Source organism: Paenibacillus sp. MSJ-34 (assembly GCF_018918005.1).
GTDB lineage: Bacteria > Bacillota > Bacilli > Paenibacillales > Paenibacillaceae > MSJ-34.
Window position 1 is genome coordinate 31,623 of record NZ_JAHLPR010000032.1, and the last position, 18,798, is coordinate 50,420.

The 18,798-nt window shown below is 51.3% G+C and carries 18 protein-coding genes; 15 read left to right on the forward strand and 3 right to left on the reverse strand.

All coding sequences use genetic code 11. The features are described 5' to 3' along the window. Positions 1–99: 99 nt before the first annotated feature. From KQI79_RS16755 to KQI79_RS16795, 9 genes are all read left to right on the forward strand, one after another. Positions 100–387 carry a Dabb family protein gene (locus KQI79_RS16755; protein WP_216539424.1) on the forward strand — a complete coding sequence of 96 codons (288 nt, stop codon included), beginning with the start codon at positions 100–102 and terminating at the stop codon, positions 385–387. 140 nt (positions 388–527) lie between these two features. Next, on the forward strand, positions 528–962 hold the full coding sequence (locus KQI79_RS16760; protein ID WP_216539425.1) for a DUF86 domain-containing protein: 435 nt from the start codon (positions 528–530) through the stop codon (positions 960–962). A gap of 164 nt (positions 963–1,126) precedes the next feature. Further along, the gene (locus tag KQI79_RS16765; protein ID WP_216539426.1) at positions 1,127–2,950 is read left to right on the forward strand and encodes a cache domain-containing sensor histidine kinase; all 1,824 of its coding nucleotides are present in this window, start codon (positions 1,127–1,129) and stop codon (positions 2,948–2,950) included. After that, entirely contained in the window at positions 2,943–4,544 is a 1,602-nt protein-coding gene (locus KQI79_RS16770) for a response regulator transcription factor (RefSeq protein WP_216539427.1), read from the forward strand. The genes KQI79_RS16765 and KQI79_RS16770 overlap by 8 nt, the downstream gene beginning before the upstream one ends. Positions 4,545–4,776: 232 nt before the next feature. Further along, positions 4,777–6,093, forward strand: coding sequence for an ABC transporter substrate-binding protein (locus KQI79_RS16775; protein ID WP_216539428.1), 1,317 nt, complete (start codon positions 4,777–4,779; stop codon positions 6,091–6,093). A 94-nt stretch (positions 6,094–6,187) separates the two neighbouring features. Beyond that, positions 6,188–7,087: a carbohydrate ABC transporter permease gene (locus KQI79_RS16780; protein WP_216539430.1), complete on the forward strand. Its 900-nt coding sequence runs from the start codon at positions 6,188–6,190 to the stop codon at positions 7,085–7,087. Between the two features lie 17 nt (positions 7,088–7,104). After that, positions 7,105–7,917, forward strand: a complete 813-nt coding sequence (locus KQI79_RS16785; RefSeq protein ID WP_230190680.1) for a carbohydrate ABC transporter permease — start codon at positions 7,105–7,107, stop codon at positions 7,915–7,917. A 164-nt stretch (positions 7,918–8,081) separates the two neighbouring features. Further along, positions 8,082–8,540, forward strand: coding sequence for a DUF948 domain-containing protein (locus KQI79_RS16790; protein WP_216539431.1), 459 nt, complete (start codon positions 8,082–8,084; stop codon positions 8,538–8,540). Between the two features lie 19 nt (positions 8,541–8,559). Then, on the forward strand, positions 8,560–8,898 hold the full coding sequence (locus KQI79_RS16795; protein ID WP_230190678.1) for a YtxH domain-containing protein: 339 nt from the start codon (positions 8,560–8,562) through the stop codon (positions 8,896–8,898). A 117-nt stretch (positions 8,899–9,015) separates the two neighbouring features. Here KQI79_RS16795 and KQI79_RS16800 read toward each other — a convergent pair whose 3' ends face one another. After that, positions 9,016–9,768: a DeoR/GlpR family DNA-binding transcription regulator gene (locus KQI79_RS16800; protein ID WP_216539433.1), complete on the reverse strand. Its 753-nt coding sequence runs from the start codon at positions 9,766–9,768 to the stop codon at positions 9,016–9,018. A 396-nt stretch (positions 9,769–10,164) separates the two neighbouring features. On the opposite strand from KQI79_RS16800, the gene KQI79_RS16805 reads away from it, so the two are divergent. Genes KQI79_RS16805 through KQI79_RS16830 form a run of 6 tightly spaced genes read left to right on the forward strand, consistent with a single transcriptional unit; the run spans position 10,165 to position 15,823 of the window. Then, a complete protein-coding gene (locus tag KQI79_RS16805; protein WP_216539434.1) occupies positions 10,165–11,490 on the forward strand; it encodes an ABC transporter substrate-binding protein in 1,326 nt (441 codons plus the stop codon). Beyond that, entirely contained in the window at positions 11,487–12,383 is an 897-nt protein-coding gene (locus KQI79_RS16810) for a carbohydrate ABC transporter permease (RefSeq protein ID WP_216539435.1), read from the forward strand. The genes KQI79_RS16805 and KQI79_RS16810 overlap by 4 nt, the downstream gene beginning before the upstream one ends. 1 nt (position 12,384) lies before the next feature. After that, positions 12,385–13,212, forward strand: a complete 828-nt coding sequence (locus KQI79_RS16815; RefSeq protein ID WP_216539436.1) for a carbohydrate ABC transporter permease — start codon at positions 12,385–12,387, stop codon at positions 13,210–13,212. Continuing rightward, positions 13,209–14,378: an ADP-dependent glucokinase/phosphofructokinase gene (locus tag KQI79_RS16820; protein WP_216539438.1), complete on the forward strand. Its 1,170-nt coding sequence runs from the start codon at positions 13,209–13,211 to the stop codon at positions 14,376–14,378. Before KQI79_RS16815 ends, KQI79_RS16820 begins: the two co-directional genes overlap by 4 nt. Before the next feature lie 28 nt (positions 14,379–14,406). After that, positions 14,407–15,273, forward strand: coding sequence for a ketose-bisphosphate aldolase (locus KQI79_RS16825; RefSeq protein WP_216539439.1), 867 nt, complete (start codon positions 14,407–14,409; stop codon positions 15,271–15,273). Positions 15,274–15,286: 13 nt separating this feature from the next. Further along, positions 15,287–15,823, forward strand: coding sequence for a D-lyxose/D-mannose family sugar isomerase (locus KQI79_RS16830; RefSeq protein ID WP_216539441.1), 537 nt, complete (start codon positions 15,287–15,289; stop codon positions 15,821–15,823). A 329-nt stretch (positions 15,824–16,152) separates the two neighbouring features. Here the strand turns inward: KQI79_RS16830 and KQI79_RS16835 are convergent, their stop codons facing one another. Both KQI79_RS16835 and KQI79_RS16840 read right to left on the reverse strand, forming a co-directional pair. Beyond that, complete coding sequence (locus KQI79_RS16835; RefSeq protein ID WP_216539442.1) at positions 16,153–16,449, reverse strand: hypothetical protein; 297 nt, start codon at positions 16,447–16,449, stop codon at positions 16,153–16,155. Between the two features lie 29 nt (positions 16,450–16,478). Next, on the reverse strand, positions 16,479–18,785 hold the full coding sequence (locus KQI79_RS16840) for a thiamine pyrophosphate-dependent enzyme (RefSeq protein WP_216539443.1): 2,307 nt from the start codon (positions 18,783–18,785) through the stop codon (positions 16,479–16,481). Between the last annotated feature and the right edge of the window lie 13 nt (positions 18,786–18,798).

The window sequence follows — 18,798 nt, forward strand, 5'->3', positions numbered from 1 at the left end:
TTGCCGATAAAATCAGTGCGGATTTACATATTCCGGTTGAGATGATTCGCTACTATGAGTACAATTAAAATAATGCGTCAATATGAGGGGGATAATGAGATGATAACCCATATCGTATTTTTTAAGTTAAAGGATCGCAGCCCCGAGAGCGTGCGGAAGACAGCGGACGTTCTGAATGCCATGCGCGGACAAATCCCGGAATTGCTGGAATTGGAAGTAGGCATCGACGTGCTGCACAGCGAGCGCTCTTACGATATTGCCTTAATTACGAAATTCGAATCGCTTGCGGCGTTGGAAGCGTACCAGGTTCACCCGGAACATGTCAAAGTCATCGAGCATATGGCGACCGTTCGCGAAAGCTCGGTAAGCGTGGATTTCGAAAGCTAGGAAAGAAGGGACCAAGTTGAGCGAAGATTTAGGACAAGCGTTTTTGGTTTTATTTGTGGTTGTTATTACGTTTGCAGTAACGATCGTATGGTTAAAGCGCAAGGCGAAAAAAAATAAATGACAGTTGCGGAGGGAACTCCTTGTATTACGTAAATCAGGAACAAATTGAACTTCGGCTGCGCTGCATCCCGGGCATTGTGGAAGCGATGCAAACGATTATGGCGGAATGGGACGGCGGCAAACTGATCGGACTCGCTCAAGAACGAGCGTTGCATTTGGCAATCGAAATCGTGACGGACGTAGGCAGCTATTTGATTGACGGATTTATTATGCGGGACGCCAGCAGTTATGAAGATATTGTGGAAATTATCGGGGAGGAAGGCGTATTTCCTTCAGATTTGTTGCAACCGCTAACAGAGCTGGTGCGCTTGCGCAGGCCGCTGGTGCAGGACTATTATGCTTGGAACGGCGAAGAGCGCCATCCGCTGCTTGAGGAACTGCCGGACGTCCTGCGCAGCTTCGAAGCCTCGGTTCGCCAATATTTGGACAAAGAACTTGGAACGGTGAATAAGTAACGTTGGCGGCATGCCATATAGAGATTGCAAAACTTTGCGATCTCTATTTTTTATACTAAATAAGATATAAAAATGGCGGAGGGATGATGATACGATAGTGGTAAGATCCAGCCTTGCGGCCGGGTCTTACTTTGTTCGTACCTATACTTATGGAGATGATCAATATGGGGGCGCTTGGAAAGAGCATGCGGCATCTGAAGTCCAGCATTACCTATAAATGGATGCTGCTGCTTATTGCGATAACGTTAATCCCCTTGTTTATTTTGGGCGTGGTCTCCTATTCGATTACGAAGGACGCCATCGACAAGAAGGTCAAAGATTCTTCCAAGCAATTGATTAGGCAGACGGGGGAAAATATCGACATTCGGTTCTCGGGGTACAAAGATATGCTGATGCAGATGATTACGAACCCGGAAATTATGTCGTTGCTCCATAAAATCCAGCAGCGGGACGAGAGCGTTGTCGAGAATTTGTCGCTAACCTCCAAACTTGCTTATTTTACGTCCGTCTCCCCGGAGTTTAAGTCCGTATCGTTTATGACGGAATCCATGTACATCAAAGGGATCTTCCGTTGGGACGACCAGGCGGAGCGCAAGGTTGATTTCTTTAACCGGACGATGTCTGCGGGGAATGACTTTGTATGGTTTCCGACACGGCTCGGGCTGTATTCCGACACGGCGGATAACCATGAAGAGTTGGTCTTCTCCGTTTCCAAGCAGGTATTCAATATTCACGACGGGCGGCAGCTTGGGATGGCGGTCGTTCTGGATATTCGGGAAGAGATGTTGAGCGATATTTTGAAAAAAAACGCGGAGAGCGAACTTCATACGGAAAGCTTCATTATCGATCGGAACGGCATTATTTTATCCCATGCGGATAAATCGATGCTAATGACTTCCGTGGAGCAGTGGTTCGACGGAAACGATAGTTCGTTTCTACATAACGACGCCATGGAGGACGGATTCGTCGCCCATTATAAAGGGAAAGAAGTCATGGTCAATTACTTGCAGCTCAAGAGCAACGATTGGAGAGTCGTGCATATCATCGAAAGGTCCAGCTTGTATAAGGATTCGGACCGGGTGATCCAGGTGATCGCCGTCATTATTTTGGCATGCGTGTTGTTCGCAATCGTTGCGGCCTATGCGATGGCGAGTTCCGTCTCCAGACCGCTCAAGCGGATGGTGAGAGCGATGAAGCAGGTCCATATCGGGAACTTGTCCGCCAGAATCGACAGGGACGCGAATCGAATCGACGAGATCGCAAGCCTTCAATACCATTTCAACGATATGGTCGAGAGGATCGAGGAATTGGTGGATGCGGTCTATCGGGAACAAAACAATAAAAGAATTGCGGAAGTAAAAGCGCTGGAAGCGCAGATCAATCCGCACTTTTTATATAACACGCTCGATGCGATCAAATGGACGGCCTTGTTTCAAAAAGCGAACAATGCTGCGGAGATGGCCCGTCTACTGTCCCGCTTGCTGCATATCAGCATTGGAAAAGGAGACGATACGGTGTTCGTGCAAGAGGAAATCGAGCATGTCGAGTGTTACATGGGCATTCAAAATTTGCGGGCGGCGGGCCGGATTGAGGTAAAATACGAGATCGCCGACGAGGTCAAGCTGTTTAGAACGCCGAAAGTGATTTTGCAACCGATTGTGGAGAATGCGGTGCTGCACGGCTTCGCCGACCATACGGAAGGCGGAGTTATTACAATCCGTTGCAGGCAGGATCGGGACCGTCTCATTTTCGAGGTAACGGATAACGGACGAGGATTCGAACAAGAGATGTACGCCTCCGCAAGCCAAGCTTGGGACGAGATGCCTAAAGGCGCTTCATTCCTTGGCGTCGGTCTATCCAATGTGGAGGAGCGCATCAAGCTGATTTGCGGCGCGGATTACGGGCTCGGCATCACAAGCAGGCCGGGCGAAGGAACCGCCGTCGTCATTACGCTTCCGATTATGAAGGGGGAAAGCAACCATGTATAAAGTACTGATCGTAGATGACGAACATTTGGTTCGATACGGCATCAAAGCGATGATCGATTGGGAGGATATCGGATTTAAGGTAGCGGGGGAAGCCGGCAACGGCAAGGACGGTTTGCTTGCCTTCGAGGAATTGTCTCCCGATGTCGTCATATCCGACATTAAGATGCCGGTCATGGACGGAATGGAGTTCATCGGCCAGGTCAGGGCCCTCGACAAGCAAGTGAAGTTGATTCTGCTCACTTGCCTGGAAGATTTCGATTACGCGCAGAAGGCGCTGCGGCTAGGTACGACGGATTATTTGATCAAATCGGATATGATGCCGATAGATTTGGAACGGGTCATGCTGAACTTGAGAACATTGCTTGACGAGGAACGGAAGGGTAGCGGTCAACTTGCCGAGCAGCAAGCAAGCGAGCCGTCCGCGCCAGAAACGATCGCAGCGGATGCGCTGCTTATGGGGCTCGCGCACGGCACCTTGTCGGAGAGTCGCGTGACCGAAGCCAAGCTGTACGCTTCCGGCCTATCCGATTGGGAGGGTCGGCTTACGCTGCTCCATATCGGGATCGATTATATGCAGGAGTTGAGCCGGCGCTTAGCGGAGGGAGATCTAAGCCGGCTGCATACGGAAGCCGCGGAGGCCATTCGGGAGATTTGTGCCTCCAAGGGCTGCCGCAGCGAGCAATTTTCCGGCAGCGCGGGAGAATGGAATGTACTGCTCAAGGGCGCGGACAGCGACGCCGTAATGGAACTGGGAGCAAGCATCATCTCCCGCTTATCCGGCGATTGGGGCGTGTCGGCAACGGTAGGGGCAAGCGGCATGTTCCACTCGCTCGCTGCGCTTCGCGACGCCTATACGCAGGCGGAACGCCGTTACAAGCTAAAGTTGTTTCTCGGTTGCGGCATCGTGATCGGAACGGAGCCAAGGCATCAATCCGACCCGGGCAGCAGCCCGGCTCCGATGATGAACAAGAAGCTCAACGAATATTTGTATTCGTTGGATAAGGAAGCGATGCGGCAATATGTGATCCGAATATTCGAAGACGCGGAAGCAAGGCTCGATTACGAGAGGACCCATTTGATTTCCATTGAGCTTTTATTGAATTTGACCAATATGTATTCGGAATTAACGAACGACCATGAATGGCTGTATGAACGGAAAAAGGAGCTGTACGACCAAATCAAAGGGCTTGAAACGCTGGAGGACCTGAAACGGTGGTTCGTCGAGGTGTACGAGGAGTTGATCCGGAAGCTGCGAAGCGTTTATTCGAGCGACAAAGGCGCCATTCCGAAAGTGATTGCGTATATCGAGCAGAACTACGACCAAGCGTTGTCGCTGCAGGTGCTCAGCCAGTACGTCCATCTGAGCAAAAATTATTTGGCTCACCTGTTCAAGAAGGAGACGGGCGAGGGGATCATTGATTATATTACAAGAATCAGGTTGGAACGGGCGAAAGTGCTGCTTCGCGGTACGGATTTGAAGAGCGGGGAAATTAGCCTTATGGTGGGCATACCGGATTCCAAATATTTCTCCAAGCTGTTCAAGAAGATGGTGGGTGCGACGCCAAGCGAATATAGAGAGGGAAGCGACGGTTAAGCATCCGTACAATTGACGCCGGCATCGTGAAATATTCCACTGGCACGGATTCGTTGGATGAATTCGTGCTTTTTGATAGAGCGGTATTTTACGACAGAATGCGCGGTTCATTCCGTTTCAGTATCGCATTGCAATGATTATGATTAAAGTCAGGAACGGGGTGTAGACGCTTACATCAAATATGCCGCGTTGCGCGCCAATCCGAATTTAATAAGAAAAGGGGAAACCTCTCATGAAGAGAAACAAAAGATGGGCATCGATGTTGTTGACAGCGCTCGCAGGCGTCATGATTCTGGCAGGCTGCTCCGGGAACGGGAATACGCCGTCGAATACGGAAAAACCGGCAGATACGAACAACAGCGCAGCAGGAAACGGGACTGGCGCGCCGGTCGAAATTACGTTCTGGAATCTGTTCGGCGGCGGCGAAGGCGATTTCGTAGACCAAATCGTAAACGGATTCAATGAGTCGCAGCAGGAAGTTACGGTGAAGACGCTCAGACTCGAATCCAACGAATATTACGCGAAGCTCGGTACGGCGCTGGCGTCGGGCAAAGGACCGGACGTAGCCGTCGCCCATGCGGACCGGCTGGCTCCGTTCGTTAAGGCGGACCAATTAAGCGCGCTCGATGATCTCTCCGCCAAAGCGGATTTTCATTTCAGCGAGATTACGGATACGAACGTAGAGAGCGTGAGTTATGACGGCAAACCTTACGCCGTTCCGCTCGATACGCATTTCCATATGTTCTATTACAACAAAGATTTGCTCAGCCAGGCGGATTTGTTGAACGAAGACGGCACGCCGAAATTCGGCGACATTTCTCCGGAAGGCTTCAAGCAATTTCTGACGGAAATCAAGAACAAAGTGCCGGGCGTGACGCCGTTCGGCGTGAACACGCCATATTTCCACGAACCTTTTTACAATCTGTACTATCAAGCGGGCGGCAATATTTTGACGGAAGACCTTGGCAAGGCCGACCTGAACAACGAGAAAGCTGTAAACGTACTGAACTTTTACCTGGATTTGTACGATCAAGGACTTAGCGATATCAACGACAAAACGCCTTGGGATACGTTCCATAGCGGCAAATCCGCGACCTGGTTCGGCGGCGTATGGGAAGCGGGTTGGCATCTTGGCGAAGACGGGCTGAATGTCGGCATCGTATCCATCCCTCCGTTCTTCGGCAGCGAATCCCATTGGTCCGGCTCCCATACGCTCGTCATTCCGAAATACGTGACGGAAGAGAAGCAGGTTGCGGCCATGAAATTTATGAAGTACTTCACGTTGGAAGGCGGAAAAATATGGGCGCAAGCGGGCCATGTTCCCGCGGGCAAAGCCGTTACGGCAAGCGATGAATATTTGAACCTGCCGTACCGCGCCGAATTCATCGAGTCGCAGAAAACGGTGAAATACGCGCCTAAGACCGATCAATACAATGCGATTGATACGATCGTCAAGGAATGGCTTCAGAGCATCATTTTCAAAACCGTGACGGTCGAAGACGGATTGAAAGGCATGGAGAAGGAGATCAACGAGATCGTTCAGAACTAGTCGATCGTTGGGGAAGGGACTGCATCGAACGATGCGGTTCCGTTCCACCTTATAGAGAAAGGTTCGGTTCGCCGACCATTGGAGGAGGATGAATGTGAAAGCTCAGCATGGAGCCGGCATCGGGTGGAAGAGACGTCTTAAGCTTGAATTTTCGGCGTTCGCTTTTTTATCCCCATTTGTCATACCGCTTCTAGTCTTCTATATATGGCCGCTGCTTCGCGGAGTTTGGATCAGCTTTCATTCATGGGGAATTCTTGGTGTACAAAAGTTCGTAGGTCTCGACAACTATACGAAACTGCTGGGGAACTCCGATTTTTTCAAATATTTATGGAACAGCTTCTATTTCGTCCTGTTGGTTGTTCCGGCCATTATTGTGCTCGGTTTATTGTTGGCCTTATTAATTCAGCGGAAAATTCCGTTCCGGACGACGTTTCGGTCGATCTTCTTTCTCCCCTATGTTCTCTCCGTCTCCGTCATCAGCTTTATATGGCTGCGAATGTTCGACTCGAGGGACGGGCTTGTGAATGTGGTCCTCAATTCGTTGGGGCTGCCATCCGTCAACTGGCTGACAAACCCGGATGCGGCATGGTGGTCGATCGTTATCGCCACCGTTTGGTGGACTGTCGGTTTCGTCATGGTGTTGTTCCTGGCAGGATTGCAGGAAATCTCGCCGGATCTATACGAAGCGGCTGACATCGACGGGGCGTCCGCGGCCCAAAAGTTCCGTTATATTACGCTACCGGGATTGTCTTCCGTGATGAAGGTGCAAGTCTTCTTCCAGATCATCGCAGGATTGAAATTGTTCGGCCAAGTGCAAATCATGACGAACGGAGGCCCGGGGGACGCGACGAACACGATCATCCGCTATATCTATGTGACGGGATTCAAGAAGGATATGTTCGGCCTCGCGGCCGCGCAGTCTACGATGTTCTGCATCTTTATGCTGCTGATCGCCGCCGTTCAATACATGCTCATGAATAGAAAAGAATCGTAAATAGAGGGGGAATACAGGTGGCTCGAGCTGCAATCTATAGTCTGACCGTCTTATTGGCCGTCTTATTTGTCATTCCTCTAGTTTGGATGTTCGTCGTTTCCTTTAAACCCGAAGGCGTATCCGCCATCACGATCAAAGAATGGGTGGACTTCTCGGATTTGACGATACGAAACTACGAGAAGGTGCTTACGGAATCCCAAATTTTGAAATGGACATCGAATAGTTTGGTCATCGGCGCCATTACTACGGTGATTACGGTAGCGATTAGCTCGCTTGCCGCATTTGCGTTCTCGCGCAAATCGTTTAAGACGAAAGGTTTTTGGTTTATTCTGTGCGCTTCCGGCCTGCTCATACCGACGGAAGCGATGCTGATCCCGTTATACGAAACCGTGTTGAAACTCGAATTGCTCGATACGAAATGGGGCATTATTTTGCCTAGCTTAACGAATCCGCTCGGATTAATCTTAATCAAACAATTTATGGACGGATTGCCGAAGGACTACATGGAGGCGGCGCAAATCGACGGCTGCAAAGATTTTCGCATGTGGCGGTCGATCTATATGCCCTTGACGCGTTCGGCCATGGTTTCGATCGGCATCTTCTATTTCATCATGTCATGGAATAATTTCATCTGGCCGTACATCGCCATTAATTCGGAGGACAACATGGTACTCGCGACCGGGCTTCCGACATTCCTTGCCAATAATGTGCTGCATGTGAATACGATTATGACGGCCAGCGCGATTGCGGCCATTCCGACCATGGTTGTCTATATTTTTCTCCAGAAGCATATCGTTCAAGGCGTTTCCATGACTGGGGTGAAAGGATAATAAGAAGAAAGAGCATCCGGATGTCTGCGCCAGAGCATCGCGGGATGCTTTTTTTTGCGCGAAAACGGGTTGTCCGCTGTGTCAAGACGAGCCGCGCCTACTTATAATGTCAGTAAGAAATGGGCATTCGCCCGTAAATGTCTGGATAACGAGGTGAGACCGCCATGATCGAATGGAGCGTTGTTTGCGTCGCCGTCGCGTTCATCGCTGTGGCCGCGGCTGCCATATGGGTGCTGCGCACGGTGAATCAAACGTTTCTCAAAGCGCAAGCCGCGATCGAACAGTTGCAGGACGATTCCGAACAACTGCGGATCGAGGTCGAAGAACTGCTCGAACGTGCGAATCGGACGTTCCGCAAGCTCGATGAGCATGTCCACGCCGTCGATCCTTTGTTCGCGTCCGCACGCGGGATCGGCGAGACGATTGAGCAGGTGACTGCCGAAGTTTCCGCGGTTTCGGCGACGCTGGCCGAGTCGGCCGTCGAGCATATCCGGCTTGCCCATGCCAGAAACGAGCAGCGAATCGGCGATTTGTTCGAATGGGTCGATTGCGGGTTCGGTCTATGGAAAAGATGGCAGCAGCACCGCTCGTCTTCGTCCCGGACGGATTCGCCGAATGCCTAATAACGAGGAGAGTGTGAGCATGAACGACAAAGGGAAAACATTTATGGTAGGCGCATTGATCGGCGGCATTGTCGGTTCGGTTACGGCTTTGCTGTTTGCGCCGAAGTCCGGACGCGAACTGCGCAAAGATATTAAAGAAGGAGCGCAGCAAGTCGGGGAGAAGACGCAGCAAGTCGTGAAACAAGTCAGCGAGCAAACGACCGCCTGGATCGGCAAAGCCCGAAGCAAAGCGGAAGATCTGGCCTCGCGGCGCCGGGGCAATCAAGAGGATCGTTCCGAACTCGAGGTTGCGGAAGTTTCCGGAGTCAAGGAGGAGGCGCAAGAAAGGGAGCTTGTATTGGAGGAAGTTTTGAAATAAAGCAATCAAGTACACATAGAAGACGTGGGAGCGCGCGGCGTTTCCCCGTCTTTATTTATGTGCAGGCATGAGAAGAGGACCGGATCCCCCAGCCCTTCGAATCGATTTGATGCGAACCTATACTTTGACGAGATCGATCCCGCTTTTTTCTATTAATTGCGACCATTCCTGATCGACATTGCAATCTGAAACGATCACATCGGCGCTTTCCAATGGAGCGAACAAATGCAAGGAATGATGGCCGAATTTGGACGAATCCGCCACGATATATGTTTTTTCACACGCCTGGGTCATACTGTTCTTAATTTCCGCCTCCGCAAAGCTTGCTGTCGTATATCCTTTTAGAGTAATGCCGCCAGTAGCGATGAAGGCTTTATTGACATAGATTTGGCTGAAAAAATCGCGGGACGACTTCCCGACGAACGATTGTGAATTTTTGCGCAGTTCGCCTCCGCACATCATGAGATGAATATGCTCGACATGACTGAGTTCATGAGCGGCGTTTAAAGAATTGGTCACAACGGTGACGTTATGGATGTCCGATTTTGCCAGCGACACGGCGATTTGATAGGTTGTCGTTCCGGAATCCAGAATAATCGTGTCATTGGGTTGAATGAGCGACAAACAATAATCGGCAATTCGTTGCTTTTCCGCCCCCCGGTACGTTTCGCGCATTGGTATGGGAGGCTCATCCAAGTAGCGGATTCCGCCGTGAAAGCGGCGAAATTCGCCGGTCTTCTCCAATTTCTGCAAATCTCTGCGAACTGTCATATCGGAAACTTGAAAATAATCCATTAATTCCTGCACAGACAGGCTTCCTTTTTGCTTGATCATCTCGGAAGCCAGTTGCAAACGATGTTCCGACGACATAGTTACCCTCCGTTTAAAGCATAGCCCAAAGGCGATACATTATATTTGTTTATATAAACATATTAGATTACTGAACAATCATTGTCAATGCGAATCTGTTTGAAATAAAGCAATAAAATATAGAAATCCATCCTTTTGAGTGTAAGAAACCAAAAAATATTTTGTTCGAAATGTTTATTTTGTGTTGACTAACAAACATTTTGTTGTTAATATGAACTCGTAACTCGTGGTGGAAGCGAATACAATACGGAATATTTGTTTATATGTTTGTTTGGTTGTCGGGGTTGAATTCGTTTCCGGGAAGGGTTGCATACGTGAGCGAGGGGGGGAGCGGTATGTAGGCTGGCGTTCTTTTAAGATTCTGGTTCCGAGAAAAAAGAATGAGGAGGGTTCGTTTTGCGTAATTTTCATGTGATATCAAGTTTGATTTGTGTCGTCATGCTCGTTCTTTCCGGATGCGGCGGGCAAACGCCAAATGCCGGCCCGAGCGAAAAATCGCAAGCCGTCCAACAAAATCAGCAAGCGGAAAGTTCCGATGAGAAACTAACGATTCATTTTGCGGGAATCAAAACATTCGGCGAAGATTCCTGGACCGAATTGGTTCAGCGATTCGAACAGGAAAATCCCAATATCAAAGTAAATGTGACGCAGCTTCCCGCTCCTTCCAAGAGCACGGAGATACACCAATTTTTAGTGACCGCGCTGTCCTCAGGCCAGAACGATATTGATGTTTTCACCGGCGATGTGATCTGGGTGCCTGAATTTGCGGCGGCAGGATGGACCGAGCCGATGGACGATCATTTGACAGACAAGGACCAGTATTATCCGGGTGTGATTGAGGCGCTTACATACAATGGCGAATTGTCCGCCATTCCCTGGTACGTCGACGGAGGCATGCTCTATTACCGGAAAGACCTGTTGGACAAATATAACCTGCCCGTTCCGGCAACATGGGATGAGCTTATCGAAACGAGCCGATGGATTATGGAACGGGAAAACGATCCGAAGCTCCAAGGTTACGTATGGCAGGCCAAACAGGCGGAAGTGCTTGTATGCGATTTCATCGAATTTTTGACAAGCGCGGGCGGAGCCGTATTGGATCATAACGAACAAGCGGTCATCAATAGCCCCGAAACGGCAAAAACGCTAGAGCTGATGAAAAGGCTGCTCGCAGACGGCATAAGCCCAGCCTCCGTACTCTCGTTCGACGAAGAGCCGAGCCGGACCGTATTTACGGACGGGAATGCGATCTTCTTGCGCAACTGGTCGTATGTCTGGAACGTGACGCAGGATGAAAAAAGCTCGAAAGTGGCGGGCAAAGTAGGCGTTGCTCCGCTGCCGTCTTTCGACGGCACGAAGAGCGCATCTACGATGGGCGGTTATCAATTTATGGTGGCCAAAAATGCCAAACACAAGGAAGCGGCTATCCAATTTGCAAAATTTCTGTCGAGCGAATCTTCGCAGTTGTATTTCGCGCAAAAAGTGGCGTTTAGCCCGACCAGACCTGCCGTCTTGCAAAATGAGGAGCTTAAGAAGAACGATCCTTTTCTGGTGGAAATCGACAACGTATTTCGCGGGACGGTAGCAAGGCCGATCAGTCCGAAATATCCGCAAATCTCCTTGCAGTTGCAGGCGAATTTATCGGCTGTGCTGTCGGATAAAATGTCCGTCGACCAGGCGTTGTCGGAAATGGATAAACAAATCAAGGATATTGTGAAATGAAGAGGGAACGGAAATCAGCCGCTGTCGGATATCTGTTTGTCGCTCCGGCATTGATCGTTTTGGCGGTGGTTGGGTTTTATCCGTTGCTGCGGACATTGATTTTAAGTTTATACGACGCATCCTTTATCAATCCGGTTTCCGAGTTCGTCGGTTTCGGCAATTATATGCGATTGGGAAGCGATATTTGGTTCAAAAAGGCGTACGGAAATACATGGCTCTTTACGTTCGTTTCGGTTATGGGAGAAGCGCTGATCGGGCTCGGTATCGCCTTGTTGTTGGATCAGAAATTGCCGGGAAGAAAATGGGTTAGAGTCAGTATTTTGATTCCTTGGGCCATTCCGACGGTCATATCGGCGAGCATGTGGCAGTGGCTGTATAACGCCGATTTCGGACTAATCAATTATCTATTAACGCAAATCGGAATCGTCGACTCGTATCAGAATTGGTTAGGCGAAAGTTCAAGCGCATTATGGGCTGCGATTGCCGCCGACGTTTGGAAAACGACCCCGTTTATGGCGCTTATATTGCTTGCCGGATTGCAGACGGTGCCGGAAGAGATTTACGAGGCGGCCGATATGGACGGAATTCGTTCCTGGCAGCGTTTCTGGCATATTACTCTCCCGTTGCTTATGCCGATTCTATTAACCGCGCTGCTGCTAAGGGCGCTGGACGCCTTTCGGGTATTCGACCTGATCTATGTACTGACAGGAGGCGGTCCGGCCAATTCGACGGAAGTGCTGTCCAGTTACGCCTATAAAATTACCTTTTCGTCCACGCAGGTTGGGTACGGGGCGTCCATGGCGGCGGTAATGGCCGCTTCGGTGCTTGTCTTCGCGATCCTTATGCAGCTTTTACTTAAACGAACTTATGCCCGAATTGAAGGTGATAGCTAACATGGCATTGCGCAATAAGCCTGTCAAATTCATATTATTGCTGCTGTTTTCCATTGTCGTTATTTTGAATATCGGACCGTTCGTATGGCAAATCGTTACATCTTTCAAGCTTGATCGGGATTTGAACTCTTTGCCGCCGCTGCTGCCGCCCGAAATTACATTCGATCACTATATGAACGTATTTTCGTCCACTTTTATTCGTTTTATCGTCAACAGCGGCGTCGTTGCGATTAGCGTGACGATTGTCTGCCTTCTGCTTGGCAGCATGGCAGCGTATGCGATTGCGAGATTGCCGATCAAAGGGAAGGGATTCGTATTGGGATTGTTTCTCGCCACCTCGATGTTTCCGCAGATCGCCGTCGTCAGTCCGCTGTACGTTTTAATCAGGCAAATGGGTTTATACAACACTTATCTTGGCCTTATTTTATCGTACATGCTCTTCTGTTTGCCGCTTTGCGTGTGGCTGTTGCACGGTTTTTTCCGCGATTTGCCGCGCGGGCTGGAAGAAGCCGCAGCAGTCGACGGGTGCGGAATCATCCGCACATATTGGCAAATCGCGCTCCCGTTGGTTATGCCGGGGCTGGTTACGGCGGGCTTGCTCGTTTTCATCGCTTCTTGGAACGAATTTCTGTTTGCGCTGACACTGACCAACAACGTTCAAGTACAGACGATTCCGGTGGGAATCGCTCTGTTTCCGCAAATGTTTTACGTACCGTGGGGGGATTTGTCGGCGGCTTCGGTGGTCGTAACGTTGCCGTTAATTTTGCTCGTCGTCCTGTTTGAAGGGAAATTAACGAAAGGCTTGGTCGGAGGTGCGATTAAAGGATGAAGCGTATCGCATGCGGACTAACGGCAAATGTGGATGCCGCCGGACATTGGAACGAGGGGTTGTCCGAGCAGATCGCCGGACTGTGCAAACGAAATTCGGAGGCGGCCGTTCCGCCGAAGCCTTTTTTGCATCATTGGGACGAGGTGGCGGGCGCTATTCGTTGGCATGAGCGGGAAGGGAGCGGCGGGGAGTATATCGTTGCCGACGAACGGATCATGACGGCATTGGCCGAAATGTCGGATTGGAAATGGGCCGTCGGCGGAACGGGGCTGCAAGCTGCGGCAGCGGCTTGCCGGGCCGGATTCGGCGCGCTCGTGAATATTCCTTCGTGGTCGAACGATTATAACTTTTTGTTGGATCATAACGAAATGGAATTGGCCGTGAAACGGCGGGGCGCCGTTCCAATCCACTATATCGTGGAATACGATAACGGTTCGGCCTCCAATCGCGTTATTTTGCGCGGAATGAAAGAATTTGAAGGGGGAGTCTTCGCCCCCGGCTTTATCGAGGCGTTGGAAAATGCGAACGGTCCGTACCGTTGGTTGCTTCTGTCGGGCTATAATGCCGCCGATTCTTCGTCCGAGACGATGGAGTTGCTCGAGGAAACGAAACGGGCTTTGACGCATCTCGGCGCAAATCGCCCGCCAACGCATCTGGAACTGGCGGCTATATCTTCCAACAGCGATCAACTGCGCATTATCCGCGAGCTTGGGCCGCTCGTGCAAAGCCTCGGATTAAACGAGGACGAAATCCGCGAGCTGTACGGTTTGGAGCGCCCCCTGTTGGAACGGGACGACGATGAGCTGATCGACCTGTTGATCAAGGCGCGGCATCGTTTCGGCGTCGAGCATCTCATCGTCCACACGCATCAATTTGCGGCCTGCATCTCCGCCCAAGGGCTTGCGGGATGGGAAGAAGCGCTGCGGAACGGAGCGAGATTCGCTGCGGCGAGAGCCGCGAGCGGACGGTTTTGCAGCATGGATGAAATCGAACGTTGGGAAAAGGAGTTGCCTATGCATCCCCGCGGCATTCGATTAGCATCTTATGCCGAACGTTTAGAGACGGCGGCCGTCGTCCCGGCATTGAAAGCGGAGGCTGTAAGTACGGTTGGGTTAGGCGATACGTTCACGTCCGGACTGCTGCTTGCCGCGCCGCGGCTAACATAGAACATAAAAACAAGGGAGAGAAGTCACAATGTTAATCACAATGAAAGAAATGCTGTCCGTAGCTTATGAACGAAAATTTGCGGTGGGAGCGTTTAATATCGGGAACGGAGAGTTTTTGCGCGCGATTTTGGAAACGGCCGAGGCGAACGAGTCTCCCGTTATTCTGGCGATCCATCCGTCGGAGCTTGCCTTTTTGACGGACAGCTTTGTCGCCTATTGCCGGGAAGCGGCGCAGAAGGCGGCCGTACCCGTTGTCATTCATCTGGATCACGGCGGCGACAATGCCGATATGATCCGGGCGCTCCGTTGCGGATTTACCTCGGTCATGATCGATGCTTCCAAATACAGTTTTGACGAAAATGTTCGCATGACGCGCGAAGCGACGGCCATTGCCCACGCCGCAGGGGTATCCGTGGAGGCGGAACTTGGGACGGTAGGGCAAGCGGAAGGAAGCATTGAAGAAGGGCATGACGAGATTTTGTATACGGATCCCCGGGAAGCTGCGGAATTCGTTTCATTGACCGGAATCGACTCGCTTGCCGTAGCGATCGGAACCGCGCACGGGATGTATCCGAAATCGAAAAAACCGAAGCTGCAGTTAGACCGATTGCGGCAAATCGCCGCTGTCGTTCCGGTACCGCTCGTTTTGCACGGCGGTTCGGATAACAGCTCGGAGGAGGTGGCGCAGTCGATTCAATTGGGGATCAGCAAAGTCAATATTTCCAGCGAAATGAAAAAGGCGTTTTTCACGCAATTGCGAGCCAATCTCGAAGCGCGCCCGAACGAATACGAACCGACCGTATTGTTCCCGGCGCCGATCGACGCGGCGAAAGCGCTGATTGCGCAAAAAATGAATTTATTCGGTTCGGTAGGGAAAAGCAGCCTTTACCGGTAAGGAGTGAGATCGGATGGTGGAAGCGGATCGTAAGCAAGACGCCGTTAGGCGAGCGATCGACATGTTGGCTGAGGCAGGTTTTGTATTGACATCGGAGGAGCGCTCCCGCATCGAAGTAACCGATTTCGGATTGGGAGATTTGCAGCGGACCGGCCTGCAATTGTTCACTTACGTCAATTGCTCGAAGTATTGCGCCAAGGAACTTGTTCTTTTCCCGCGGCAAACATGCGCGGAACATTTACATCCTCCTATCGGAGAATCGTACGAGGGAAAACAGGAGACGTTTCGCTGCCGGGCCGGAACGGTGCATCTGTTCGTCGAAGGGGAGCCGTCGACGAATCCTCAGGCCGTGCCCCCGGCAGGAGACGAAGCGTATTATACGGCCAAGCATGAGATTGTGCTGCACCCGGGCGATCAATATACGATCATGCCGAATGTGAAGCATTGGTTTCAAGCCGGGGAGCAGGGAGCGATCGTAAGCGAATTTTCAACGGTAAGCATGGACGAATTCGATATCTTTACCGACCCGCGGATCGTACGGATTGAGTAGTAGAATAGAGAACCACCTGGATGTTTCCGGGTGGTTTCTTTCTATACGTGGGAATGGGACTGTCCGATTTCGGCCTTTTGTGGAAATCCCTTTCGCTCAGAAAAGCAGTTTCTTTCTGTTTTCGCAGCGGCCCATATGTTGTTTCCTCCGTCTACTGAACGAGAGGGATACCGACAAAAGGCGGGATAAGAAGAAACGAGATCAACATAGAATCAGGAAAAGGGAGCGAGTGGCTAACCGTTCTGAGGAATGATGACGGTGGGAGCAGGAGGGACGCCCAAGATGGAAGGGCACAGATGTCCATGCATCTGTGCCCTTCGTGCGTTCGCCTATTGGCTTCCTTCCCTTTGAATGACCGGCTTCGATTCGTTATCCAAATATAACCGATTGGCGGGATCGTTCTTAAGCTTGACGTTGCATAGCTTCATCACGCTCTCGTCCATTTCCTTCACCGTCCAACCTTCCGGATTCGAAACGCCGTGGGTCGTCAGTATATGCCCCAATTGCTGCAACGCGCTTTCCCGATCGTCCCAGAACGCCACGCCGTAATATTCCAGGTCGTAATGATTGACAAGCTTGCAGGTGAAAACCCGCGACGACGGCGCATGCTGTAATATAAACGGCAAGGAGAACTCCTCCCATCTTCGAGCCAATATTATAGATAAGGACTTTCGTGCTTCGCTTTCAACATGTTCCAGCGGCGCTCCACCTCGAGCTCGAACGATTGCAGCGCTTCGGCGTTTTCCGGCTTCGTTAAATGTCTCGTTTTGCCCATCGTTTTGAGCCATTCCGCCAGCGGAATCTTTTTGTTCTTTTCTTCCGGATTATAGGTAATTGTCGTTACGCCGCGTTCGACTTCGTAAAGCGGGAAGAAGCACGAATCGACGGCCGCGTCGACGATTTCCGTTCCCAATTTATCGTCGGACAGCCAGTTGAGCGGGCAAGTAATTAATATTTTGCCGTATACCAATCCTTCGTTTTGCGCATACCATTGCGCTTTGGCCGCTTTCTTGACCAAATCTTGCGGGAATGCCTCCGATCCCGTGAAGACGTATGGAATATGCGTAGCCGCCATAATTTGCGCCGTATCTTTATGATGGAACACTTTCCCCGCTTGGTCCGAACCGACGTTGGAAGTGGACGTGCGATGGCCGAGCGGCGTCGAGTACGACAGTTGCGCGCCCGTGTTCATATAACCTTCGTTATCGTATTCCAGAATAATCATTTTATGATTGCGCAGCGCCGCGCCGATGGCCGGCCCCATGCCGATGTCCATGCCGCCGTCGCCTGTAATCATGACGAACGTGAAATCGTCCGGCAAATTAAGGTGGGCCAGTTCGCCTCTACGTTTGCGCTCCCAGAACATTTCGACTACGCCGGACAACGTCGCCGCCCCGTTCTGAAACAGGTTGTGAATATAAGTCGCTTTATGCGAGGAATAAGGATATCCGGTTGTGACGACCATTGCGCATCCGGTATGGAAGAGAGCGACGATATCTCCTTCGATGCCTTTGAAGAACAGCTCCAAGCCGGAGAAAATGCCGCATCCCGGACAAGCGCCGTGCCCCGGCGCGATCCGTTTCGGTTTTTTCGTCAGCGCGCGCAGCGGCGGCATTTTGACATTGACTTTGCCCGTCGATTCGTCCGGCGTCACCGTAATGAGCCCGGTGTTCAAATCTTCGTATTTCATCGGGTTCAGGACGCGTTTCGGCGCCTTGGCCGGATCGCCCGGCGTATGGCCGTAATAATCGAACGGCACTTCGACCTTGCCTTTGTTCATGGCGTCGATGGCGAACCCGAACAGGTTATGGCCGTCTTCGGCGTAGAAATCTTTGCCTCCCAAACCGTAGATGCGGCTGATCACCATCGTCGAATGATTGCCGTGCGTGAACAGCGCGGCTTTAATCTCGTTGACCATATTGCCGCCATGCCCGCCGTACGAGTCGGCGCGGTCGCCGACCGTCACCGCTTTGACGTTCTTCAACGCTTCGGCGATTTGCTTCTGCGGGAACGGACGAATCATATTCGGCGCGATCGAGCCGGCTTTAATGCCTTTGGCCCGCAATTGGTCGACGACGTCTTTAATGATTTCCGAAGCGGAGTTCATCAGGAATACGGCCACCTCCGCGTCTTCCATCCGGTACAGGTCGAGAATCGGATAATCGCGTCCCGTCAGTTCCGCGTACTCTTGCCGGATCCGTTCATAGACGCCTTCCGCCTTATACATCGCTACCGATTGCTGATAGCAGTTGTTGATATAGTCCGGTTCGTTCATATAAGGTCCGACCGTAATCGGGTTGTTGCGGTCAAGGGTGTCCGGGAAGCCAGCCGGCGGTTGTTCTCCGACGAACTTCAAGACATCCTCGCGATGCGCGAACGTCTGGACGCGGCGTTTCTGGTGGGAAGTGAAATAGCCGTCCGATGCGACGAGCACGGGCAGCCGCACCTCTGGATCTTCGGCAAGTTTGAGGGCGATAATGTTCATGTCGTAGACCGCTTGCGGATCGCGGCACATTAATATCGGCCAGCCTGTATTGAGCGCGTAATACAGATCGGAATGGTCGCCGTGAATATCGAGCGGACCGGATACCGACCGGCATACGAGATTCATGACCATAGGGAACCGCGTCCCCGATTGGACGGGCATTTGCTCCAGCATATATAAGTATCCGTTGGCGCTCGTCGCGTTAAAGACGCGCCCACCGGCGGTCGACGCTCCGTAGCAGACGCCGGCCGAGCCGTGTTCGCCGTCGGCGGGAATGAGCTTAATGTCATGTTGTCCGTTCGCTTTCATTAAATCCAGAAATTGCGCGACTTCCGTAGAAGGGGAAATGGGAAAGTATCCCATAATATGGTAGTTGATCTGATGCGCCGCGTATGCGGCCATCTCGTTGCCGGATTCGTATACGATCCGCTGCTCCACTTTCGCTTTCCCTAATTCTTTTTTGACGTCAATGGCCAATTTGGATTCCACC